Origin of the sequence: Microbacterium sp. AG1240, assembly GCF_003635115.1 — a bacterium.
In the GTDB taxonomy this organism is placed as follows: Bacteria; Actinomycetota; Actinomycetes; order Actinomycetales; family Microbacteriaceae; genus Microbacterium.
Map to the genome: position 1 here is coordinate 1,466,184 of NZ_RBXJ01000001.1, position 23,087 is coordinate 1,489,270.

At 69.4% G+C, this 23,087-nt stretch carries 18 protein-coding genes; 15 read left to right on the top strand and 3 right to left on the bottom strand.

The window, feature by feature from the left end; all coding sequences use genetic code 11:
* Positions 1 to 12: 12 nt before the first annotated feature.
* The 3 genes from DEU34_RS06935 to holA are packed head-to-tail and all read left to right on the top strand — an operon-like array spanning position 13 to position 4,002.
* Positions 13 to 624 (top strand): ComEA family DNA-binding protein, encoded by a 612-nt coding sequence (locus tag DEU34_RS06935; RefSeq protein ID WP_259460055.1) that lies wholly within the window; start codon positions 13 to 15, stop codon positions 622 to 624.
* On the top strand, positions 621 to 2,954 hold the full coding sequence (locus tag DEU34_RS06940; RefSeq protein ID WP_121149374.1) for a ComEC/Rec2 family competence protein: 2,334 nt from the start codon (positions 621 to 623) through the stop codon (positions 2,952 to 2,954). Before DEU34_RS06935 ends, DEU34_RS06940 begins: the two co-directional genes overlap by 4 nt.
* Positions 2,955 to 2,964: 10 nt before the next feature.
* Positions 2,965 to 4,002 carry a DNA polymerase III subunit delta gene (gene holA, locus DEU34_RS06945; RefSeq protein WP_121149375.1) on the top strand — a complete coding sequence of 346 codons (1,038 nt, stop codon included), beginning with the start codon at positions 2,965 to 2,967 and terminating at the stop codon, positions 4,000 to 4,002.
* Positions 4,003 to 4,139: 137 nt separating this feature from the next.
* Here holA and rpsT read toward each other — a convergent pair whose 3' ends face one another.
* The 3 genes from rpsT to DEU34_RS06960 all read right to left on the bottom strand — a co-directional run bounded on the left by rpsT (position 4,140) and on the right by DEU34_RS06960 (position 9,894).
* A complete protein-coding gene (gene rpsT, locus DEU34_RS06950) occupies positions 4,140 to 4,400 on the bottom strand; it encodes a 30S ribosomal protein S20 (RefSeq protein WP_121149376.1) in 261 nt (86 codons plus the stop codon).
* A 114-nt stretch (positions 4,401 to 4,514) separates the two neighbouring features.
* Positions 4,515 to 5,234, bottom strand: a complete 720-nt coding sequence (locus DEU34_RS06955; protein WP_121149377.1) for an alpha/beta fold hydrolase — start codon at positions 5,232 to 5,234, stop codon at positions 4,515 to 4,517.
* A 64-nt stretch (positions 5,235 to 5,298) separates the two neighbouring features.
* Positions 5,299 to 9,894: an ExeM/NucH family extracellular endonuclease gene (locus tag DEU34_RS06960; protein ID WP_121149378.1), complete on the bottom strand. Its 4,596-nt coding sequence runs from the start codon at positions 9,892 to 9,894 to the stop codon at positions 5,299 to 5,301.
* 288 nt (positions 9,895 to 10,182) lie between these two features.
* On the opposite strand from DEU34_RS06960, the gene lepA reads away from it, so the two are divergent.
* The 12 genes from lepA (at position 10,183) to leuA (ending at position 23,035) form a co-directional block, all read left to right on the top strand.
* Positions 10,183 to 12,033: a translation elongation factor 4 gene (gene lepA, locus DEU34_RS06965; RefSeq protein WP_121149379.1), complete on the top strand. Its 1,851-nt coding sequence runs from the start codon at positions 10,183 to 10,185 to the stop codon at positions 12,031 to 12,033.
* Between the two features lie 10 nt (positions 12,034 to 12,043).
* Positions 12,044 to 12,694 carry a DUF1990 family protein gene (locus DEU34_RS06970; protein ID WP_121149380.1) on the top strand — a complete coding sequence of 217 codons (651 nt, stop codon included), beginning with the start codon at positions 12,044 to 12,046 and terminating at the stop codon, positions 12,692 to 12,694.
* Positions 12,694 to 13,911, top strand: a complete 1,218-nt coding sequence (gene hemW / locus DEU34_RS06975) for a radical SAM family heme chaperone HemW (RefSeq protein ID WP_121149381.1) — start codon at positions 12,694 to 12,696, stop codon at positions 13,909 to 13,911. The genes DEU34_RS06970 and hemW overlap by 1 nt, the downstream gene beginning before the upstream one ends.
* Before the next feature lie 94 nt (positions 13,912 to 14,005).
* Positions 14,006 to 15,046, top strand: a complete 1,041-nt coding sequence (gene hrcA, locus DEU34_RS06980) for a heat-inducible transcriptional repressor HrcA (protein ID WP_121149382.1) — start codon at positions 14,006 to 14,008, stop codon at positions 15,044 to 15,046.
* A gap of 53 nt (positions 15,047 to 15,099) precedes the next feature.
* Complete coding sequence (dnaJ, locus tag DEU34_RS06985; protein ID WP_121149383.1) at positions 15,100 to 16,227, top strand: molecular chaperone DnaJ; 1,128 nt, start codon at positions 15,100 to 15,102, stop codon at positions 16,225 to 16,227.
* Positions 16,228 to 16,229: 2 nt separating this feature from the next.
* A complete protein-coding gene (locus DEU34_RS06990) occupies positions 16,230 to 16,961 on the top strand; it encodes a 16S rRNA (uracil(1498)-N(3))-methyltransferase (protein ID WP_121149384.1) in 732 nt (243 codons plus the stop codon).
* Positions 16,962 to 17,010: 49 nt separating this feature from the next.
* Positions 17,011 to 17,358: an HIT domain-containing protein gene (locus tag DEU34_RS06995; RefSeq protein WP_121149385.1), complete on the top strand. Its 348-nt coding sequence runs from the start codon at positions 17,011 to 17,013 to the stop codon at positions 17,356 to 17,358.
* Positions 17,351 to 18,433: a PhoH family protein gene (locus DEU34_RS07000; protein WP_121149386.1), complete on the top strand. Its 1,083-nt coding sequence runs from the start codon at positions 17,351 to 17,353 to the stop codon at positions 18,431 to 18,433. The genes DEU34_RS06995 and DEU34_RS07000 overlap by 8 nt, the downstream gene beginning before the upstream one ends.
* Entirely contained in the window at positions 18,430 to 18,900 is a 471-nt protein-coding gene (gene ybeY / locus DEU34_RS07005; protein ID WP_121149387.1) for an rRNA maturation RNase YbeY, read from the top strand. Before DEU34_RS07000 ends, ybeY begins: the two co-directional genes overlap by 4 nt.
* The gene (locus DEU34_RS07010; RefSeq protein WP_121149388.1) at positions 18,897 to 20,228 is read left to right on the top strand and encodes a hemolysin family protein; all 1,332 of its coding nucleotides are present in this window, start codon (positions 18,897 to 18,899) and stop codon (positions 20,226 to 20,228) included. The genes ybeY and DEU34_RS07010 overlap by 4 nt, the downstream gene beginning before the upstream one ends.
* 1 nt (position 20,229) lies before the next feature.
* Positions 20,230 to 21,123 carry a GTPase Era gene (era, locus tag DEU34_RS07015; protein WP_121149389.1) on the top strand — a complete coding sequence of 298 codons (894 nt, stop codon included), beginning with the start codon at positions 20,230 to 20,232 and terminating at the stop codon, positions 21,121 to 21,123.
* Positions 21,124 to 21,274: 151 nt separating this feature from the next.
* Complete coding sequence (gene leuA / locus DEU34_RS07020) at positions 21,275 to 23,035, top strand: 2-isopropylmalate synthase (protein ID WP_121149776.1); 1,761 nt, start codon at positions 21,275 to 21,277, stop codon at positions 23,033 to 23,035.
* Positions 23,036 to 23,087 lie beyond the last annotated feature (52 nt).

The following is a 23,087-nucleotide window of genomic DNA, read 5'->3' on the forward strand; positions in this document are numbered from 1 at the left end:
AGCGTCACCGGGGTGCCAGACGCCCACGACCGCACCGCCTCGCGACGCCTGGGCGTGGGCGCGGTCGTCGTGCTCCTGCTCGCCGGTCTGGTGATCACGATCGGCATCGGGATCGCTCGCGGCGCGGGCGGTGCGGGAACCACGACGGTGACCCCGTCGGCGACAGCGCTGTCGGGCGATCCGACCGCCGGCGCGGTCTACGTCCACGTCACCGGTGCGGTCGCGACGCCCGGGCTCTACCGTCTGACGGTGGGCGCGCGCGTCGTCGACGCGGTCGGGTCGGCGGGAGGGTTCGCCGAAGACGCCGATCGGGGGTCGGTGAATCTCGCCCGCCCGGTGACCGATGGTGAGCAGCTCGTCGTCCCCGTGGTCGGGGCGGTCGTCGATGACCCGGCGCAGGCACAGACGGATGCTGGGGCCGGCGCCGCCGGCGGTCTCGTCGATCTGAACAGGGCCGACGCCTCGCTACTCGAAACGCTGCCGCGGATCGGCCCGGCGCTGGCGAAGCGCATCGTCGCGTGGCGCGGTGACAACGGACGGTTCACGAGCGTCGACGACCTGCTGAGCGTCCCCGGGATCGGCGAGAAGATCGTCGAGGGCATGCGCGATCTCGTCACGGTATGAGTGCTGCGCGTCGACGCCGGCGCGCTGCGCGGCTCGTTCCGGCGGCTGCGGCGTCGTGGGCGGCGGCCGCCCTCGCCGTGTGCGTCCCCCAAGCGGCGGTGTGGGCAGCGCCGGCGCTCTGGGCGGTCGCTGTCGTGGGCTGCGCCCTGCTTTGGCAGCATCCGACGCCGGTGCGCGCGGTGATCGCAGTGGCCGTCGTCGGCGCCGCCGTGGGTGTGTCGCACGTGGCCCTCGCGCAACCGGGCCGCGCGAGCGTGGACGACCTGGCTGCAGGTGGCGGACGCTCGCTCGTCGTCGAGGCGACGATCTCGGGCAAGCTCGACCCGAACAGTGCCGGCGACATCTGGTTCGACGCTCTCGCCGACCGCATTGCGGCCGGTGACCGTGCCGTCACCGGCGGAGTTCTGCCCCTGCGCATCGGGGTCTCGGCCGACGCCGTCGCGTCGCTCGGTCGTGCTGACATCGGCAGCGAGGTCACCGTCCGTGGCACCTCCATCCCGGTGAGGGCGGGCGACCGGGCCGTGCTCGTCGTGCGTGCTCAGGAGGTGATCGTGCGCGCGGAGCGGCCCCACGCGGTGCTGGCTGCCGCGTCCGATCTGCGTCGAGGGCTCGTCGAGTCGGCGGGAGCGCTTCCCGGCCCCGGTGCAGCGCTCGTGCCGGGCCTTGCGGTGGGGGAGACGCGCGCGGTCTCGCCCTCCCTCGACGAGAGCATGAAGGCGTCATCGCTGTCGCACCTCACAGCCGTGTCGGGTGCGAACTGCGCCCTCGTCGTCGGTGTGGCGTACGGCGCCTCGGCCCTCGTCGGCGCGCGACGGGGTGCGCGGATCGCCGCCGGACTCGTGACACTGGGGGGATTCATCATGCTCGTCACTCCCGAACCCAGCGTGGTGCGCGCCGGAGCGATGGCTGCCATCGCGATGTTCGCTCTCGCGCTCGGGCGTGCGGGTGCGGGACTGAGCGTGCTCTGCATCGCCGTCGTGCTGCTGCTCGCCGTCGACCCCTGGCTCGCCGTGTCGCTGGGGTTCGCGCTCTCGACCGTGGCGACAGCATCCCTTCTCGTGCTCGCTCGTCCGCTGGCCGCCGGGCTCTGCCGCTGGATGCCGCGACCGCTTGCCCTCGCTCTGTCGATACCGTTGGCGGCCCAGCTCGCCTGCGGGCCTCTTCTGGTGCTCGTCGACCCTCGCGTGCCGGTGCTCGGGGTCGCGGCGAATCTGCTCGCAGCGCCGGCCGCCCCTGTCGCGACCCTCGCTGGGCTCGCGGCGTGCCTTGCGGCTCCGTTCCCCTGGGTGCAGGACGGCCTCACGGCGATCGCGTGGCTCCCGGCGAGCTGGATCGCCGCGATCGCCGACGTGGTGGGCTCACTACCCGGTCAGCAGCTGCCGTGGTGGAGCGAACTGGGCGGACTCGCCGCCCTCTCGGGCGTGTCGGTGTGCGTCGCTGTGGTCGTGCTCGCTCCGCCCGGAACGAATCGGCGGATGCTGCGCGGCGTCGCGGTCGTGGTGGTCTGCGCGGTCGTCGGGGTCAGCGGCGGACAGACGGCCCTTCGCACGGTGGCGGGGCCATGGACGGTACCCGGCAGGTGGGCGGTCGCCGCGTGCGACGTCGGTCAGGGCGATGCCGTGCTGCTGAGATCGGAGGGTGCCGTCGCGCTCATCGACACCGGGCCCGACCCCGCGCGGCTGGAGACGTGCCTTGCGCGCTTCGGGATCTCCCGGCTCGACCTGCTCGTGCTCACTCACTTCGATGCGGATCACCGCGGCGGTGTCGAGGCTGTGCGCGGTCGCGTCGACCTGGTCGTGCACGGGCCGTCCGGCGGCGGCGCCGCCGATCGACTGCTCGACGGTCTGCGGCGGAGCGGGGCGCGCACGGAGATCGCCCACCCGGGGATGCAGGGGATCCTCGGCGGTGCACGGTGGCGGGTGCTGTGGCCGTCGGCGGCTGTCGCTGCCGGGAACGATGCCAGCGTCGTGCTCGACGTGCGCGGCGGGGGCGTCCCCGACACCCTCCTCCTGGGCGACCTGTCCGCCGAGGCGCAGCAGGCGATGCAGCGGAACGAGCCGCTGGGGGAGTTCGATGTGGTGAAGGTCGCGCACCACGGCAGCGCCGACCAGGACGCACGCCTCTACGCAGCGGCGTCGCCGACGCTCGCGCTCATCACGGTCGGTGCGGACAACGACTACGGCCACCCCCGGGAGTCGATCCTGTCGACGTTGGCCTCGGTGGGGGCGACCGTCGCCCGCACCGATCAGGAAGGCATCGTCGCGGTGTGGCGGGGCGATGACGGTGCGCTCGCCCTCTGGCGGGAGCGTGACGTCGTGGGGGCTCGTTAGGCTGGTGGGTATGGCCGCCGCTCCCCGTCGATCCGCTCCGGCGAAGGCGAAGTCGGCGATCCCGCAGGTCTCCTGGCGCGAACCGAGGCCGGCGCCGGTGGTGCTGGTCTCCGGACCCGAAGAGGTGTGCGCCGAGCGTGCCATCGCGGGCATCCGCGACTATCTTCGCGCCGAGGATCCGAGCCTCGAGGTGACCGACGTCCGTGCCGACGACTACGCCGCGGGCACCCTGCTCGGCGTGAGTTCTCCCTCCCTGTTCGGCGAACCGCGTCTGGTGCGCATCGGCGGCGTCGAGAAAGCATCCGACATCTTCCTGCTCGAGGCGCTCGCCTACCTCGAGCACCCGCAGGAGGGCGCGACGATCGTGCTACGGCACAACGGGGCGAGCGTGCGCGGAAAGAAGCTGCTCGATGCGGTGCGCGCGGGGCAGGGGAGCGGCATCGAGATCCCGTGCCTGGCGATCAAGCGCGACAGCGACAAGTACGACTTCGCCGCGGGAGAGTTCTCAGCCGCTCGCAAGCGCATCGCGCCCACCGCGCTGCGCGCCCTCGTCTCGGCCTTCTCCGATGACGTCACCGAGCTCGCAGCCGCATGCCAGCAGCTGATCTCCGACGTCGCGGGCGACATCGACGACCGGATCGTCGAGCGCTACTACGGAGGTCGGGTCGAGACGTCGGCGTTCACCGTCGCCGACACCGCGATCGCGGGCCGGTACGGAGATGCCCTCATCGCCCTCCGACAGGCGCTCGCCTCGGGCGCCGACCCGGTGCCGCTCGTGGCCGCCGTGGCGATGAAGGTGCGAACGATGGCGCGCGTCGCGGGCAGTCGCGAGTCATCGGGGGCGCTGGCTGCCCGGCTGGGCATGAAGGACTGGCAGGTCGACCGTGCCCGGCGCGACCTCGTCGGCTGGTCGCAGACGACGCTGGGCATGGCCATCCACGCCGTGGCGCGGGCCGACTCCGAAGTGAAGGGCGCGTCACGCGACCCCGTGTTCGCGCTCGAGCGCATGATCACCGTGATCGCGACGCGCACGCCCTTCGGCGACTGAGCGGTGTCGATCCGTCGAGACACCGCGATCGGCTGAGACACACCGCCAGGCCGCGTGTGTTGGCCGATTCCGGGGTATCACCGCGGAAACGAGAAAGCCCGCCCCGCGAACGGGACGGGCTTTTCACGAGGTGCGGCTCAGAGAGCGGCGACCTGCTTGGCGATGGCCGACTTGCGGTTGGCAGCCTGGTTCTCGTGGATGACGCCCTTGCTCACGGCCTTGTCGAGCTTCTTGGTCGCCGTGATGAGAGCCTTCTCGGCCGCGGCCTTGTCGCCTGCGGCGATGGCTTCACGGGTGCGACGGATCTCGGTGCGCAGGCCGCTCTTGACAGCCTTGTTGCGCTCGTTAGCCTTCGCGTTGGTCTTGTTGCGCTTGATCTGCGACTTGATATTCGCCACGTTCGACGGTCTTTCGTTCGGAGGATTCGGTCAGTTGCCGTTTGACAGAAGAGGGCTGTCGCGCGGCGGTCGTGAGGGTGGGAAAACCCACACGCAAGCCAAACACTGAGTCTATCAGGTCTGCTCGACCGTCGTTATCGCGAGGTTGAGCACGGAGTTGAACACATCAGGGCGCATCGAGGTGACGAGATGGGTGGTCTTCGGAACGATGATCAGCTCGGCCTCGGGAACGGTCCTCGTGAAGAGCGCTTCGTTGATGCGGAGCTGGTCGAACTGCCCGTTCACGAACCAGAGGGGCACCCGGATGCTGCGCAGCGCCCTCATGAGATCGAGCACCGAGAGGCTCGCGAGGGCGGTGTGCTGCGTGTCGAATGCGTAGCCGCCCGCGCCGAAGTCGTCGCGGGTCTGTTCCGGCAGCGTGCGGGAGAGCACGTAGTCGGTGATGGCGGCACCCCGGTCGGGAAGCGAGTCGAAGCCGCGGAGGAAGAGGCGATACGCCCGCAGCGCGGCACCCCGGGGGATCGCGGTGCAGCCCGCGCCGACGACCGCCGCAAGCGGAGGGGGCTCTGGCGTCCCCGCGTACTCGAGTGAGAGGAGGCCGCCCATCGAATGGCCGACCAGCAGTACGGGGCCCTGGGTGGCAGCATCCCTGACGGCCCGGTCGATGGTGGCGAAGGCTTCTTCGATGGTGAAGTCCTCCGACATCCGGGTGCCGTGTCCGGGGAGGTCGACCGCTGTCGCCGTGTTGCCGCGCGCGGCCAGGTACTCGAGCTGGGGTCGCCACATGCTGGCAGACGTGCGGATGCCGTGGACGAACACCACGGCGACCGACATGCGTCCAACATACGACGCGCCCCCTGCCCGGCCGAAGCCGAACAGGGGGCGCGTCGGTCTGCGACTAGCGCATCACGGGCGACCGACGCCGCAGGGCGTAGGTCACACCGCCCGCGACGAGCAGGAAGCCCGCGGCGAGGGCGATACCGAGCGGCAGCTCCGACCCGGTGACGGCGAGCTGGCCGCCGGCGAGCACGGTGACACCGACTCGGATCGGGCTCTCACCCGCGGTCGTGATCACGAGCTCGTGCGCGCCGAGAGCGAAGTCCGACGGGATCGCGACCGAGAACGACGTGCGTCCCGACGCGTCGGCCACGGGGATCCCCGTCACCACGATCGATTCACTGAACAGCGTGGCGCTGATGAGCTGGCCCGGCTTCAGACCCGTCACGGTGACGTTGAGCACGCCGCCCTGCTCGACGCGGTCGTTGAGCGTCACGGTGGCCCAGCTGCCGTTCGGCGCCTCGGTGCCGGGTTCACCCGTGCCGGGCTCTCCGGTGCCGGGCTCTCCGGTGCCGGGGGTCCCGGTGCCCGGCTCATCGGTCGTCGCGATCGCGCGACCAAGGGGCGCAGGGTCGACGACGTCGATGGCCTCGAAGTACGCCAGCGTGGCGTCGAGATCGACCTGTCCGGTGTCGGTTCGGTCGGTGCCGAGGGCGAAGGTCGGGAACCCGTCGCCACCGTTCGCCAGGAACGAGTTGGTCACCACCGTGAAGGTGTCGCTCGGGGCGATCTCCTCGCCCTGGTACGACATCGACACCACACGCCCGCTACGCGGGTCGGCGTCCTGCACGTACTCGTAGCTGAAACCCTCCGAGACACCGAGATGCAGCTTGGGTCGGTCACCCGACGCTTTCCACTGCTGCTCGAGGATCTCCTCGATCTGTGCGCCGGTGAGGGTGACAGTAACGAGTGTGTTGGCGAAGGGCTGTACGAGCGCCGCCTCCTTGTAGGTGACGACGCCGTCCGCGCCGTAGAGCAGGTCGGCGCGGAGCCCACCCGGGTTCATCAGAGCGATCTGCGCCTTCTTGCCCCCGAACGCCGGGTTCTCGCTCGTCGCCCACAGGTAGACGTCCGAGACCCAGTTGCCCATCGACGATTCGACGCCGCGGTTGCTGCCGGCGGGGGCGCCGCCGCGGAGGATGTCCGCGCTGATCGCCCCGACGGGCTCGGCGCCGATGATGTCGGCGTCGGCCACGTAGTCCGCGACCATCGCCGCGATCTCGGCGTTGGCCGGATAGGCGCCGGCTGCGGGCGTTCCGGTCACGAGCGGGAACGTGCTGCCGCCGATCGAGATGAGCTCGTCCGAGGCGGTGTCGTACGAGATCTCGAGCTTGCCGAGCGCCTTGCCGTACTCCGACGCCTGGATCACCGGGCGGGTCTGACCGTCGGTGCCCGCCACCGGAACGTCGCACGCGTACGTCTGGTGCGTGTGGGCCGAGACGATCGCGTCGATCTGCGCCGACGCACCCGTTGCGAGCGCACCGAAGCCGGCCTGATCCGAGGCGAGGTCGGCGCAGTCGTTCGAGGTCGCGGCCCCCGAGTGCGTGAGCAGGATGATGACGTCGGCCTCGTCGGCGATCTCGGCGGCGACGCGGTTGGCCGCCTCGAGCTGGTCGCCGAAGCGGATGTCGGCGATGCCCGCAGGATCGACCATCGTGGCGGTGTCTTCGGTGACGGTACCGATGAAGGCCACCTTCACGCCGTCGACGTCCTTGATCGCATACTCCGGGAGGACCGTCTCGCCTGTCACACGGTCGTAGACATTGGCTCCGAGTCCGTAGGCTCCGCCCAGCTCGCGCTGCGCGTCGGTGACAACGTCGGTGTCGGTGTTGCCCCCGAACCGGGGGATCACCCGGTTCACCAGGTCGTCGAAGCCACGGTCGAATTCGTGGTTGCCCACGGCACTGACATCCAGGCCCGACGCCACGAGCGTGTCGATGGTCGGGTTGTCCTGCTGGATCAGAGACGTGAACGTCGACGCGCCGATGTTGTCTCCCGCTGAGACGAACAGCGTGTTCGGGTTCTCGTCGCGGTAGGCGTCGACGGCGCCGGCGATGACCGCCGCACCCGCCACGCCGTTGGCGTTGTCGGCTTCCAGACGACCGTGGAAGTCGTTGATCGTCAGAATGTCGATCTCGGTCGGGGCCGTCGCGTCAGCCGAGAGGCCGACCTTCACGGGGTCGTGGTCGGACGAGCGGTAGGGCGTCGCGTCTTCCCAGAAGTTCGTGCCGTGGTAGCCGTAGCGGCTGTACTCGAGCGCGATCGACTCTCCGGAGTTGATGTTCCAGATGTCGGCCCCCGTGGCGCGCTCGAGAGCGGCCTCGTTCAGCAGCACGTGATCCAGCGAACCGGTCAGGCCCGAGAACGAGTAGCTCGACGAGTCGACCTCGAACTCCGACTCGGCGTTGACGTAGCCGGCGCCGTAGAGCACCTGCATGGGGTCTTCCTGCGTGTAGGAGTTGAAGTCGCCGACGAGGAACACGGCGTCTTCGTCGGTCGTGACGTCGTCGACCCATGCGGTCAGCGCTGTCGCCTGACGAACGCGCGAGTTGTTGGACGCGCCCTGCCCGTCATTCTGATCGGCGTCGACTCCCTCGCCGGAGCCCTTCGACTTGAAGTGGTTCACGGCGAGGAAGAACTTCTCCCCGCCGTCTGCGGGCACGAAGAACTGTCCGATCGGCTCGCGCGCGTTGGCGAAGGGCTGACCGTTGCCGCTCTGGGTGGCCAGCGCCACCGAGGCGCCCTCGGGCTGAACGAGTGCGGTCTGGTAGATGATCGCGTTCGTGATGACGTCGCGGTCGACGCCGGCGAGCGAGTCGGCGGTCGGGACGAACGCCCACTTACCCGGGGTCGACGCCGCGTTCAGTGCGGCGACGAGCGACCCGACGGCCTCGTCCTTCGTCTCGCCGAGCGCCTCGGAGTTCTCGATCTCCATCAGACCGACGACGGAGGCGTCGAGGTCTTCGATAGCGGTCACGATCTTCGACTGCTGACGGGCGAAGTCCGCCGCATCCCACGCGCCGCGCACGTCGCAACCGGTGCGGACCGAGTTCGCCTGGCCGTTCGGGAGCGGGGTGTAGGTCTGGCAGCCCGTGGTCGACTCGCCGAGCGTCGTGAAGTAGTTGAGCACGTTGAACGACGCGACGCTGAGGTCGCCGCCGACGGGCTGGGGGGCCGCCGTGCGCGGATTCGAGAACGCGACCTGGTCTGCTCCGCTACCGTCGGCCACGAGCGGCTGCGTCGGGTTGATCTTCCACGTGTTGTTGCGGTAGTCGACGATGAACGAGCCGCTGAGCTCGGCCTGGCCGCCGACGACGACCGGCTCGACGAGCGAGACGTACGCGGGGGTCAGCGCGCTGTTGGTCACGTTCAGGAAGTTCGTCGATGCGCCGTCGTCGAGCGTGAGCGCACGTGCCGCGTTGTCCGCAGCCACGGCGGCAGCCTCGGGAGTTCCCGGTCGGGCGGCATCGGTGGGCTGACGAAGGGGCGTGGCTCCGGCGGCGAGGCCGACCTCCCCGTACTGGTTCGTCGAGTAGGTGTTCGACACGGTGAAGTCGTCGGTCAGCTGCACGAGCATCGACTCGAGCGACTCGCGCTGCGCATCGGTGGCCGGCCACGCGACGGTCGAGAAGGTCGGCGCGGTGGCGGCGTCGATCTTCGTGGCCGCGCCGGCACCCGCGGTGATCTGGGTCAGACCGTTGAACTCGCTCACCGGTCCGGTGACACGAACGGTGTCGCCGAGGGCGACGGCGCCGACGGCAGCGGGGGAGTACACGAAGAGCGCGTCGGAGGCGGTGTGGGTCGCAAGGTCGATCGGACCACCCGTTCCGGCGGTCTGGATGACGTATCCGTTGAGCCCCCCGGTCGGGTAGTGCGCCGTCACGACACCCTCGGTGGTGACCGTCTGTCCGACGACCGGCGACGTGGAACCGGTGCCCTGGATCTCGGCGATCGGTACGACGGTGCCCGGAGTGGTCGGCTGGGTGGGGGAGGGAGACGGCGACGGCGGCGTGCTCGTCGTCGGCTCGGGGTTCGGTGTCGCGCCGGAGCCGCTGTTCGTCGGGGTCGGCGCGCCGAGGACGAAATCGGCGGAGTTGTTCGCGGTGTTGGTTCCCGCCGCATCGCGCGAAGCCGACTGGGTCACGCTCGTGGCCGGTGCCGCTGCGACGGCGAAGTCGTTGGCAGATCCGTAGCCGACGTAGTCGACGACCTCGGGGAGTGCCGCGACGCCGGTGCCGACGGCGAGCGGGGTGATGGTGTCGACCAGCGCGACCTTCGCGTTCGAGGCCTGCATGGGGATCGAGCCGTCGACGTCCGCCTCGAAACCGGGTAGCCCGGTGTTCGTGCCGAAGGCCTGTCCCACGAGCAGGTGCGCACCGGCCTCGAGCGAGACGTCGCCGAGCGGGGTCACCTGCCACGAGGTGCCCGACGCGGAGGCGTACTGAACGCTCCACCCGTCGAGATCGACGGCGACGTCGCTCGTGTTGCGGAGCTCGACGAAGTCGCGGTTCAAGACGGCGCCGTTGTTGCCGCCTCCGCCGTAGACCTCGGTGATCACGACGGGGGCGTCGCTGCTGACGGCGGCCGTGGCAGGCAGGGCGCCGACGCCGAATGAGCCGACGGCGAGGGCCGCGACGGCAGCACTCGCGGCGAGCATCCGGCCCCTTCCTCCTCTCGTGGTCTCAGACCGATCAGAGGTGGGGGGATGCGACGTCACAGACTCTTCTCCAGGGTTTGGGCGCACGACGAACAGCGGCCGGGACGACGGCCGTTCGGAGGTCGGGGGGACCTGTGTCGATACTCCACGATGCCACGGACACTCTCGTGTCGTCGAGGTAAACGTCCGGTAACGCCGTCTCCACCGGACGGTGCGTGGAGGGCTCGATGCCGTCCGTCCGCGCCCGCGCCCGCGGACGGGCTCCGCCGCCCGTAGAATCGACGGAACATGTCACCGCGCGCACTCCAGTCCCTCGAGCCCTCCGCGACCCCGCCGGAACTGATCCGCAACTTCTGCATCATCGCCCATATCGACCATGGCAAGTCGACACTGGCCGATCGGATGCTGCAGATCACCGGCGTGGTCGCCGATCGCGATATGCGTGCTCAGTACCTCGACCGCATGGACATCGAGCGCGAGCGCGGCATCACGATCAAGAGCCAGGCGGTGCGCATGCCGTGGGCGTTCGAGTCGCCGTCGAACTCTTTCGCGCTCAACATGATCGACACGCCCGGTCACGTCGACTTCACGTACGAGGTCAGCCGCTCGCTCGCCGCGTGCGAGGGGGCCGTCCTGCTCGTCGACGCCGCGCAGGGGATCGAGGCGCAGACGCTCGCGAACCTCTACCTCGCGCTCGAGAACGACCTCACGATCATCCCGGTGCTCAACAAGATCGACCTCCCCGCCGCCGACCCCGACAAGTTCGCCGCCGAGCTGGCGGGCCTCATCGGCGGTTCACCCGACGACGTGCTGCGCGTGAGCGGCAAGACCGGCCAGGGCGTCGAAGAGCTGCTCGACCGGATCGTCCGCGACATCCCCGCTCCGAAGGGCGACCCCGATGCTCCGGCACGGGCGATGATCTTCGACTCGGTCTACGACGCCTACCGCGGTGTGATCACCTACGTGCGAATGATCGACGGCAAGCTCGAGCCGCGCGAGAAGATCCAGATGATGTCGACGCGCGCCACCCACGAGACCCTCGAGATCGGCGTGTCGAGCCCGGAGCCCACGCCCTCCCGAGGGCTCAGCGTGGGCGAGGTCGGCTATTTGATCACCGGCGTGAAGGACGTGCGCCAGTCGAAGGTCGGCGACACCATCACCACGCACCGGTCTCCCGCGACCGAGGCTCTGGCCGGTTATACCGATCCGAAGCCGATGGTCTATTCGGGCCTCTATCCGATCGAGCAGAGCGACTACGCCGACCTGCGTGAAGCGCTCGACAAGCTGAAGCTCTCCGACGCGTCGCTCGCGTACGAACCCGAGACGTCAGTCGCGCTCGGCTTCGGCTTCCGGTGCGGGTTCCTGGGGCTCCTGCACCTCGAGATCATCACCGAGCGACTCGAGCGCGAGTTCGGGCTCGAGCTCATCGCCACTGCTCCGAGCGTCGTCTACGAGGTCACGACCGACAACGGCGAGACCGTCACCGTGACGAATCCGAGCGAATACCCCGACGGCCGCGTCTCCTCCGTCCAGGAGCCGATGGTCAAGGCCGCGATCCTGCTGCCGAAGGACTACGTCGGCACGGTGATGGAACTGTGCCAGCAGCGCCGCGGTTCGCTGCTGGGCATGGACTACCTGAGCGAAGACCGCGTCGAGATCCGGTACAACATGCCGCTCGGCGAGATCGTGTTCGACTTCTTCGATCAGCTCAAGAGCAAGACCCAGGGGTACGCGAGCCTCGACTACGAGCCCTCGGGTCAGCAGAGCGCCGATCTGGTCAAGGTCGACATCCTGCTGCAGGGCGAGAAGGTCGACGCGTTCTCGGCGATCGTGCACCGCGAGAAGGCCTACGCCTACGGCACCCTGATGACCGAGCGCCTGCGCAAGCTCATCCCTCGCCAGCAGTTCGAGATCCCGATCCAGGCGGCGATCGGCGCGCGCATCATCGCTCGCGAGAGCATCCGAGCCATGCGCAAAGACGTTCTCGCCAAGTGCTACGGCGGCGACATCAGCCGCAAGCGCAAGCTTCTCGAGAAGCAGAAGGAGGGCAAGAAGCGCATGAAGACCATCGGTCGCGTCGAGGTCCCCCAGGGCGCGTTCATCGCGGCTCTCTCGGGCGACGTCGAGGAAAAGAAGTAAGGCTGAGGTCATGCGTCGCGGAACCTTCAAGGACGAGACGGTGGACTACGCCGCCGTCGGAGCCACCCAGGCCCCCGACCTGATGCAGTACCCGCCCGAGCGGTCGGTGCCTGCCGAGGAGGCCTGGCGGATCGGCAGTGGTGAAGAGCGCTTCACCATCGCCGGAGAGGCCCTGCTCAGCTGGTCGGCCCAGCGCGAGGGCGGCCTCACCCTTGCCGACGTGCGTCCAGCGGCGGGTCCGTCGTACACCGGTGTCGGCTACGACGGCGAAGGCAGGCCCATCGCCCCCAGCCGCCTCGAGTCCGACCAGCGTTTCGCCGCCGACGGCACGCCGTTCGTCGGTCCGGGCACCACGGTTCACCTGCACGGTCACGCGGGCCGCTATCGCGCCGACGCCGAGGCTCGCGTGATCTCGGTCATCGAAGACCCGCGTCGCGTCGGTTTCGCGCTCGGCACGGTCAGCGGGTCGGTCGTCAGCGGTGAGGAGCTCTTCCTGCTCGAGTGGCGCGACAACGACGAGGTCTGGTTTACGGTGCGCGCCTTCGACCGTCCGGTGGCGTTCCTCTACCGGCTGTTCCCCGCCATGGTGCGTCAGCGTCGGCGCGAGCTGTTCTCGCGATACCTGCGCGCGATCTCGCCCATGTACACGACGCCCGCCTGATGGGCTCCGCCCTTCCTCTCGGCGACCCCGCACCTCCCGACGGCGCTCTGCCCGACGACCTCGGCCACGATCCGTCGACACCGTTCGGTGTGTACGTCCACGTGCCGTTCTGTCGCGTGCGATGCGGATACTGCGACTTCAACACGTACACGGCCACCGAGCTGCAGGGTGCGCGGCAGGACCAGTACGCCGACACGGTCGGTCGCGAGATCGCCCTGGCACGCCGCATCCTCGGCGACGCCGGTGCGCTTCGCCCCGCCCAGACGGTGTTCTTCGGCGGGGGCACGCCGACGCTCCTTCCGGCCGGCGATCTCGGACGGATGCTGGCCGGGGTGACGGATGCTTTCGGCCTCGCCGAGGGGGCGGAGATCACGGTCGAGGCGAACCCCGATACGGTGACCCCCGCGGTCATGCGGGAGCTCGCAGCATCCGGGGTGACGCGTGTGTCGATCGGCATGCAGTCGGCGAGGCCCCACGTGCTGGCGGCGCTCGACCGGACGCACGACCCGGCGAATGTGGCGACGGCGGTGGCGGCGGCGCGCGACGCGGGGCTCGCGGTGAGTGTCGACCTGATCTACGGCGCGCCCGGTGAGTCGCTCGACGACTGGCGGGCATCGGTGGAGACCGCCGTGGCGCTCGAGCCCGATCATCTGTCGGCCTACGCGCTCATCGTCGAGGACGGCACGAAGCTCGCCCGTCAGATCCGTCGGGGAGAGGTCGTCGCGCCCGACGACGATCTGCAGGCCGACATGTACGAACTGGCCGACGAGCTTCTCGCCGCCGCCGGGTTCGACTGGTACGAGGTGTCGAACTGGGCGCGCGATCACAGTAGGCGGTCGCGCCACAACCTCGCCTACTGGCGGGGGACGGACTGGTGGGGGTTCGGGCCCGGCGCCCACAGCCACGTGGCGGGTCTGCGGTGGTGGAACGTGAAGCACCCGGCCGCCTACGCCCAGCGGCTCGCGCTCGGAGAGTCGCCCGCGGCCGCGCGCGAGCGTCCCGACGCGACGGCTCGGCGCCTCGAGTCGGTTCTGCTGCGCTCGCGCATCCGCGAGGGACTACCCTTCACCGAACTGACCGATGAGGGCGTGCGCGCCGTCGCCGCGCTGGTCGACGAGGGGCTCGTCGCGGCGGAACCGGCCGGCGCGGAACGCGTCGTGCTTACTCGCCGCGGCCGGCTGCTGGCCGATACGGTGGTGCGCACGCTCACGGCGTGACGTCAGGGCCCCGAGCGGCCCGATCAGCTAGAATTGGCACTCATGGCGCGCGAGTGCCAGTCCGACCCACGAGAACGGCAGAGCGGAGGGGACCATGGTCAGCGAACGCGGACTCCAGGTGCTCCGAGCCATCGTGCAGGACTACGTCGATACGCGCGAGCCCGTCGGGAGCAAGGCCATCGTCGAGCGTCACGCGTTCGGGGTCTCTGCTGCCACCATCCGCAACGACATGGCGCTCCTCGAAGACGAGGACTTGATCGCCGCCCCCCACACCTCGTCGGGTCGCGTGCCCACCGACAAGGGCTATCGCGTCTTCGTCGACCACCTCGCCGACCTCCGTCCGCTGAGCCCGGCGCAGCGCAGCGCGATCGCGTCGTTCCTCGACGGCTCAGGAGACCTCGACGATCTGCTCTCCCGCACCGTGCGCGCTCTCACCCAGCTCACCGGGCAGGTCGCGATCGTGCAGTACCCGTCGTTCGCGCGCGCGAACGTCACACACGTCGAACTCGTCGACCTCGGCGGCGGTCGATTGCTGGTGATCGTCGTCACCGACACCGGCCGGGTCTCGCAGCGCATCGCCCTCGTCCGCGAGGAGCCGAGCGAAGCCGACCTCGCCCAGTTGCGCGCTCGTGTCTCCTTGGTCGTCGTGGGGCACCTCGTCGGAGACGCCACGCAGCGGATCGCCGACCTTCTGGCTGCCTCCACCGTGCCGGCGACGGGAACGGATGCGGCGGCCCACGCCATCTTGCGAGTGCTCGCCGAAGAGCTCGAGGAGTTCCGCCAAGACCGTCTCGTGATGGCCGGAGCGGCGACCCTCGCTCGTCGAGAGTCCGACTTTCGCGGGAGCATCTACCCGCTCCTCGAAGCGATCGAGGAGCAGGTCACGCTGCTGAAGCTCATGACCGAGATGGTCGTCGACGCCAAGGGACTCGCCGCCAGCATCGGGCGCGAGAACGAACCGTTCGGCCTCATCGAGGCATCCGTCCTGGCCAGCGACTACGACGCCTCGGGGACGGGCGCGCGGGTCGGGCTCCTGGGCCCGACACGCATGGACTACCCCTCACACCTGGCGGCGGTCCGCGCCGTCGCCCACCATCTGACCCGGATGCTCGAAGACGACGAGAACGCCCGCTGACGCGGCATCCGTTTTATTGACGATCCCCGCCGCGTGCGGGCAGGAAGGCGAATGTGGCTGACCACTACGAGGTTCTCGGTGTCGCGCGCGACGCGAGCTCAGACGAGATCAAGAAGGCGTACCGCCGTCTCGCGCGCGAGCTGCACCCCGACGTGAACCCCGGCGCCGACGCGTCGGAGCGGTTCAAGCTCGTCACCCACGCCTACGACGTGCTGAGCGACGCCGAGCAGCGCCGCCGCTACGACATGGGCGGCGACGGCGGAGCGTTCGGCGGGGCCGGGGGAGCAGCCGGCTTCGGCGGCTTCAGCGACATCTTCGAGACGTTCTTCGGGGGCGGGGGCGGAGGCGGCAGCCGCGGCCCGCGTCCGCGCTCACGCCGCGAACGCGGACAGGACGCCCTCGTGCGGGTCACCCTCGAGCTCGATGACGTCGTCTTCGGCGTGCACCGCGACCTCGAGGTCGACACCGCCGTGCTCTGCGAGACCTGCCAGGGGGCGTGCACCCAGCCGGGCACCTCGGAGGTCACCTGCGACATCTGCCACGGCAGCGGACATATCCAGCGAACCGTGCGCAGCCTGCTCGGCAACGTCGTCACGAACCAGCCCTGCGGAACCTGCCAGGGCCATGGCACGACCATCCCGTATCCCTGTGCGACCTGCCAGGGCCAGGGCCGCGTGCGGGCTCGCCGCACCGTGTCGGTCGACATCCCCGCCGGTGTCGAGACTGGGCTGCGCCTGCAGCTGCCCGGCTCCGGCGAGGTCGGACCCGCCGGCGGGCCGAACGGCGACCTCTACCTCGAGGTCACCGTCGCTCCTCACGAGACCTTTAGCCGTGACGGCGACGACCTGCTCGCAACCCTCGAGGTGTCGATGTCGGACGCCATCCTCGGCACGAACACCACCATCGACGCCCTCGACGGCTCGGTCGACCTCGAGGTGCGCGCGGGTATCCAGGGCGGCGACGTGCTGACCATCAAGGGTCGTGGCATCACACCTCTGCGGGGCACCCAGCGCGGCGACCTGCGCATCGGAGTGCACGTGGTCACCCCGACCAGGCTCGATGCGAAAGAACGCGCGCTGATCGAAGACTTCGCCAAGCGCACGAAGGCCCCCGCCCCGCATCTTGCCGAGTTCCACCAGGGCCTGTTCGCGAAGCTGCGCGACCGCTTCCGCAACGTCTGATCGTGGCACTGCACTTCCTCTCCGACGCCGCCACCACGGCTCGGCCCGGCGATGACGTGGTCCTCGAGGGGGCCGAGGCCCATCACGCAGCATCCGTTCGTCGTCTGCGGGTCGACGAGGAGGTCACGGTCGGCGACGGCCGCGGTGTCTGGCTCACCGGGCGCAGCGCGGCCGTCTCTCCCCGTGAGGTGACGGTGCGGGTCGACGCGCGTCGGGAGGAGCCGGCACCGAGCCCGCGGGTGATCCTCGTGCAGGCGCTCGCGAAGGGCGACCGAGACGAGTTGGCGGTGCAGGCCGCCACCGAGCTCGGGGTCGACGCGATCATTCCCTGGCAGGCCGAGCGCAGCGTCTCGCGCTGGGACGGAAAAGCCGACAAGGGCATCGCGCGCTGGACGACCATCGTGCGCGAGGCGGCGAAGCAGGCCCATCGCGCGTGGGTTCCCGAGGTGCGATCACTCGCTCGTACGGGCGATCTCGTCGCCCTGGCCGGACAGACCCGGATGCTGCTGCTCGAGCCGTCTGCGGATACTCCCCTGAGCGCGGTCGACCTCGCCGACGATGGGCGTGACGTCGTGTTCGTCGTCGGTCCGGAGGGTGGGATCGCCGCGGCCGAGCTCACCGCCCTCGAAGACGCCGGTGCCGTTCGGGTGCGGCTGGGTGCGACCGTTCTGCGCACCTCCACCGCGGGGGCCGCGGCCCTGGCCGTCGTGAGCGTCGCGCTCGGCCGCTGGTGACCTCTGCCGCGGCCGGATCCGCTCCACCCCGCGCCGGTAGACTGGACGCATGACCGAGACCTCGATCTTCACGCGCATTCTCGAGGGCGAGATCCCGTCGGAGATCATCGCCGAGACGGCGAACGTCTTCGCCATTCGCGACATCGCCCCGAAGGCACCCGTCCATATCCTCGTGATCCCCAAGACGGCCGCGTACCGCGATGTCGTGGAGCTCGCAGCGGGCGACCCGGCGCTCCTGGCCGAGGTCGTCGGCCTCGCCCGCACCGTCGCCGCCGAGCACGCCGACGGCGAGTTCCGCCTGATCTTCAACACCGGCGCAGCTGCCGGACAGACCGTCTTCCACGTTCACGCCCACGTGCTCGCGGGCGACCTCGACGAGAAGAGCCTGAATGCCTGAATCCTTCGACGAGACCGTCGTCGAGCACGTCTATGTCGACGGTGTCGCCATGGTTCAGCTGCTCGGTCCGCAGGATCGGTTGCTGCGCGTGGTCGAGAAGGAGCACCCGGGAGTCGACGTGCTCGTGCGCGGCAACGAGATCACCCTCAGCGGCGAGGCTCGGGTCGTGGCCGGGGCGCTCGCTCTCGTCGAAGAGCTCATCGCCATGACGAAAGCGGGGCACGGGCTCGAGCCGTCGGATGTGAGCAGCTCCAACCGCATCCTGCGCTCCGAGGGCGGACCTCGCCCCTCCGAGGTGCTCGGCGAGGCGATCCTGTCGTCGCGCGGCAAGGTCATCCGGCCGAAGACACTCGGACAGAAGGCCTACGTCGACGCGATCGAGGAGAGCACGATCGTGTTCGGAATCGGCCCGGCCGGTACCGGCAAGACCTACCTCGCGATGGCGAAGGCCGTGCAGGCGCTGCAGCGCAAAGAGGTCAGCCGCATCATCCTGACCCGCCCCGCCGTCGAGGCCGGCGAGCGACTCGGGTTCCTCCCGGGCTCGCTGACCGACAAGATCGACCCCTACCTGCGCCCGCTCTACGACGCGCTGAACGAGATGATGGACCCCGAGATCGTGCCGAAGCTCATCGCTTCGGGCACCATCGAGGTCGCGCCCCTGGCGTACATGCGCGGTCGCACCCTGAACGACTCGTTCGTCGTGCTCGACGAGGCCCAGAACACCACGCCCGAGCAGATGAAGATGTTCCTCACCCGACTCGGGTTCGGCACCCGGATGGTCGTGACGGGCGACATCACCCAGGTCGACCTGCCGATGGGCGCCTCGGGTCTGCGTCTCGTGACCCGCGTGCTGCGCGACATCGACGACATCCACTTCGCGTACCTCACCAGCGCCGACGTCGTTCGTCACACGCTCGTGGGGCGCATCGTCGACGCCTACACCGAGTACGACGAGGAACGCCTGGCGTCTCGCCGCGAGCGCGACGAAGCCGCCGAGTTCGCCAACCGCGCCGAGCGCCGCGGCGGTCGCGCGGCCGGCCCCCGCGATCACCAGCCGAGACGAGGACGCCCGTGACGATCGAGATCAATAACGAATCGGGCATCGCGGTCGACGAGCAGGTGCTTCTGCGCCTCGTCGAGTTCGACCTCGCCGAGCTGCACGTGAGCCCCGACGCCGACCTCGCCATCGTGCTCGTCGACGAGGGCGCCATGGAGGCGCTGCACGTGCAGTGGATGGACGAACCCGGTCCCACCGACGTGCTGAGCTTCCCGATGGACGAACTCCGCCCCGGCACCGACGACGCGCCCACTCCGGCCGGCCTCCTCGGCGACATCGTGCTCTGCCCGCAGGTCGCCGAGACGCAGGCCGTCGCGGCGAAGCACTCCACGCAGGACGAACTCGTGATGCTCACCACCCACGGGCTGCTGCACCTTCTCGGTTACGACCACGCCGAGCCCGAGGACGAGCGCGAGATGTTCGGTCTACAGAAGGAGCTCATCTCCGGCTTCCAGGCTTCCGAGCGGCGACGTCGCCGCGCATGACCGAAACCCTCCTGCTCGTCGCAGCCCTTCTCCTCGTCGCCTTCGGCGGTCTCATGGCCGCCATCGAGGCCGCGCTCAGCGTCACCTCGCGCGCCGATCTCGTCGACCTCGCGTCGGAAGGTCGCAGCGTCAGCGCCCTGCAGAAGATCGCCGACGACCCCGACGCGCATGCCAACGCGGTCGCGTTCATCCGCGTCCTCGCAGAGACCGCGGCGGCCGTGCTCGTCACCGTCGCCTTCACCCTGCTCTTCGACAACATCTGGTGGGCGATGCTCGCGGCGGCGTTGCTGATGACGGGCATCTCGTTCGTCGCGGTCGGCGCGAGCCCCCGCTCGGTGGGCCGTCAGCATGCTCGCGGCCTTCTGCTGGGAGCGGCGCCGCTCGTGCGGGGTCTGCGGATCCTTCTCGGACCCCTCGCCTACGGCCTCGTCGCGATCGGCAACCGCGTCACGCCCGGTCTGTCGCAGGGCTCGTCGTTCGCCTCGGAGGAGCAACTGCTCAGCATCATCGACGAGGCCGCCGAGAACGAGCTCATCGAAGAAGACGATCGCGAGCTGATCCACTCGGTGTTCGACTTCACCGATCGGTACGTGCGCGAGGTGATGATCCCTCGCACCGACATGACGACGGTGGATGCCGCGGCCTCGACCCGTTCGGCGATGACCCTGTTCCTCGACACGGGCCATTCCCGGCTCCCGCTGGTCGACGATGAACGGGACGACGTCGTCGGGATGCTCTACCTCAAAGACCTCGTGCAGTTCGGGTTCGAAGACCAGGGTTCGTGGCGCGACGCCCCGATCCGCCGCATCGCGCGGCCGGCGATGTTCGTGCCCGAGTCGATGAAGGCGGAGACCCTCCTGCAGAAGATGCGACGCGACGCCGTTCACGTGTGCCTCGCGGTCGACGAGTACGGCGGTGTGGCCGGCCTCGTGACGCTCGAAGACCTCATCGAGGAGCTCGTCGGCGACATCTCCGACGAGTACGACGCGCGTTCGACCGAGATCGTCGAGCTCGAGCCGGGCCGATACCGTCTCAGCGCGCGTGTCGCGCTCGACGAGGTCGGCGACCTGTTCGGGATCGAGCTCGAGGACGACGACGTCGACTCGATCGGCGGTCTTCTCGGCAAGGCGCTCGGTCGCGTGCCGCAACCGGGAGCGACGGCGCAGTACGCCGGTCTCACCATGACCGGTGGCGCCTCCCGCGGGCGCGGCCGGGGGCTCGCGACGGTCTTCGTCGAGCGGGCCGAGAGCGTTGACGCGGCGACGACGGCCACCGATGGTCACGCACCGCAGACCGGGGAGATCCGTCTCCCTCGAAAAGGGGAATGAGATGACCGACTTCCGCTCGGGGTTCGCGACCTTCGTCGGCCGACCCAACGTGGGAAAGTCCACGCTCACGAACGCCCTCGTCGGCGAGAAGGTCGCCATCACCAGCGAGAAGCCGCAGACGACCCGGCGGGCGATCCGCGGCATCGTCAATCGCGCCGACGGGCAGCTCGTGATCGTCGATACGCCGGGTATCCACCGGCCGCGCACCCTTCTCGGGGAGCGGCTGAACAACCTCGTCGAGCAGGTGCTCGGCGACGTCGACGTGATCGGGTTCTGCGTGCCGGCGACCGAGAAGGTCGGACCCGGAGACCGTCGGATCGCGGAGTCGCTCAGCGGTTACCCTCGCGCGAAGAAGGTCGCGATCGTCACGAAGACCGACGCCGCGAGCCGCGACCAGATCACGGAGCGTCTGCTCGAGGTCGACGCCCTCCGCGAGGACTGGGCGAGCGTCATCCCGCTCTCGGCCACGGCGGGGGAGCAGCTCGACGTGCTCGTCGCCGAACTTATCGGCATGATGCCCGACGGGCCGCCGCTGTACGGCGAGGGCATCGTGACCGATGAGAGCCTCGACGATCGGATCGCCGAGATCATCCGCGAGGCCGCGCTCGAGGGCGTCAGAGACGAGCTGCCGCACTCGATCGCCGTGACGGTCGAAGACATCGCGGCCCGCGAGGGCACCGACCTGACCGACATCTACGCCAACATCGTCGTCGAGCGCGACAGCCAGAAGGGCATCATCATCGGACCGAAGGGCTCGCGTCTGGCCGACGTCGGCGCCCGCGCGCGGGCCGGCATCGAGCCGCTCGTCGGCACACGGGTCTTCCTGTCGCTGCGCGTACGCGTGGCGAAGGAATGGCAACGCGACCCGAAGCAGCTCGGACGCCTCGGCTTCTGAGCGAACGGCGGGGCGCAGCATCCTGGTACGATCTGTGCATGCTTCACGGTCTGCTTCTTCTTAGTCGCCGCGACGAGGCCTCGTTCTAGGGCCCACCTCGTCGCGGAGCTTGTCGTCGGCCCGTCTCTCATTCAACGGAAGCGACAGCATCATGAAGAACACCCAGCAGCCCACGGCCGCGCCCATCCACAAGTACCGGCCTTACCACGAGCAGATCCACGTCGACCTGCCCGACCGCACCTGGCCCGACGCCCGCATCACCGAGGCTCCCCGGTGGTGCGCCGTCGATCTGCGCGACGGCAACCAGGCTCTGATCGACCCGATGAGTCCCGAGCGCAAGCTCGTCATGTTCGAGCTGCTCGTGCAGATGGGGTACAAGGAGATCGAGGTCGGGTTCCCGAGCGCCAGCCAGACCGACTTCGACTTCGTGCGCAAGCTGATCGAAGAGAACCGCATCCCCGACGACGTGTCGATCCAGGTGCTGACCCAGGCGCGCGAACACCTGATCGCTCGCACCTACGAATCGATCGCGGGAGCGAAGCGCGCGATCGTGCACTTCTACAACTCGACGAGTGTGCTGCAGCGCGAGGTCGTCTTCCGCACCGACCAGCAGGGCATCGTCGACATCGCCCTGGCCGGTGCGCGCCTGTGCCGCCAGTACGAGCAGACCGTGCCCGAGACCGAGGTCTTCTACGAGTACTCGCCCGAGAGCTACACCGGCACCGAGCTCGAGTTCGCCGTCGACATCTGCAACCAGGTGCTCGAGATCCTCGAGCCGACGCCCGAGCGCAAGGTGGTCATCAACCTGCCCGCCACGGTCGAGATGGCGACCCCGAACGTCTACGCCGATTCGATCGAGTGGATGTCGCGTCACCTCAACCACCGCGAGAACGTGCTGCTGTCGCTGCATCCGCACAATGACCGCGGAACCGCCGTCGCCGCGGCAGAGCTCGGCTACATGGCCGGCGCCGACCGCATCGAGGGCTGCCTGTTCGGCAACGGAGAGCGCACCGGCAACGTCGACCTCGTCGCGCTGGGCATCAACCTGCTCTCGCAGGGCATCGACCCCCAGATCGACTTCAGCGACATCGATCACGTCAAGCGCACGGTCGAGTACTGCAACCAGCTGCCTGTACCCGAGCGCAGCCCCTGGGCCGGCGACCTCGTCTTCACCGCCTTCAGCGGCTCGCACCAGGACGCCATCAAGAAGGGCTTCGAGGCGATGGCCGCGCGGGCCGACGCCCAGGGCGTCACGGTCGACGAGATCGAGTGGGCCGTGCCGTACCTGCCCATCGACCCGAAAGACCTGGGACGCTCTTACGAAGCCGTCATCCGCGTCAATTCCCAGTCGGGCAAGGGCGGCGTCGCCTACCTGCTGAAGAGCGACCACGCTCTCGACCTGCCCCGAAAGCTGCAGATCGAGTTCTCGGGCGTCGTGCAGGCGAAGACCGACGCCGAGGGCGGTGAGGTCACGAGCGACCAGATCTGGGCCGTCTTCAACGACGAGTACCTGCCGGCGCCCGATGTGGCCGACCGCTGGGGGCGTTTCGAGGTGCTCGGCACGCGGTCGTCCAGCGACATGACCGGCGACGTCGAGCTGCACGTGCGGCTGCGCGACGGCGATTCGATCGAAGACACCACGGCGAACGGCAATGGTCCGATCGCGGCGTTCCTCGAGATCGTGCGCTCGCGCGGTATCGACATCTCGCTCTACGACTACGTCGAGCACACGCTCAGCGCCGGCGGCGACGCCCAGGCGGCTGCCTACGTCGAGCTGCGCGTGGAGGGCGAGCGCCTCTGGGGCGTCGGCATCGACGGCGACATCTCGACCGCCAGCCTCAAGGCGATCATCTCGGGCGTCAACCGCGCGATCCGCACCCGCGAGAACGCGGGCGAGCTCGCCGCCGTCTGACCCCTTTCGACCGCGAGACCTCATTCTGCGCGCGAGACCCCAACATTCGACC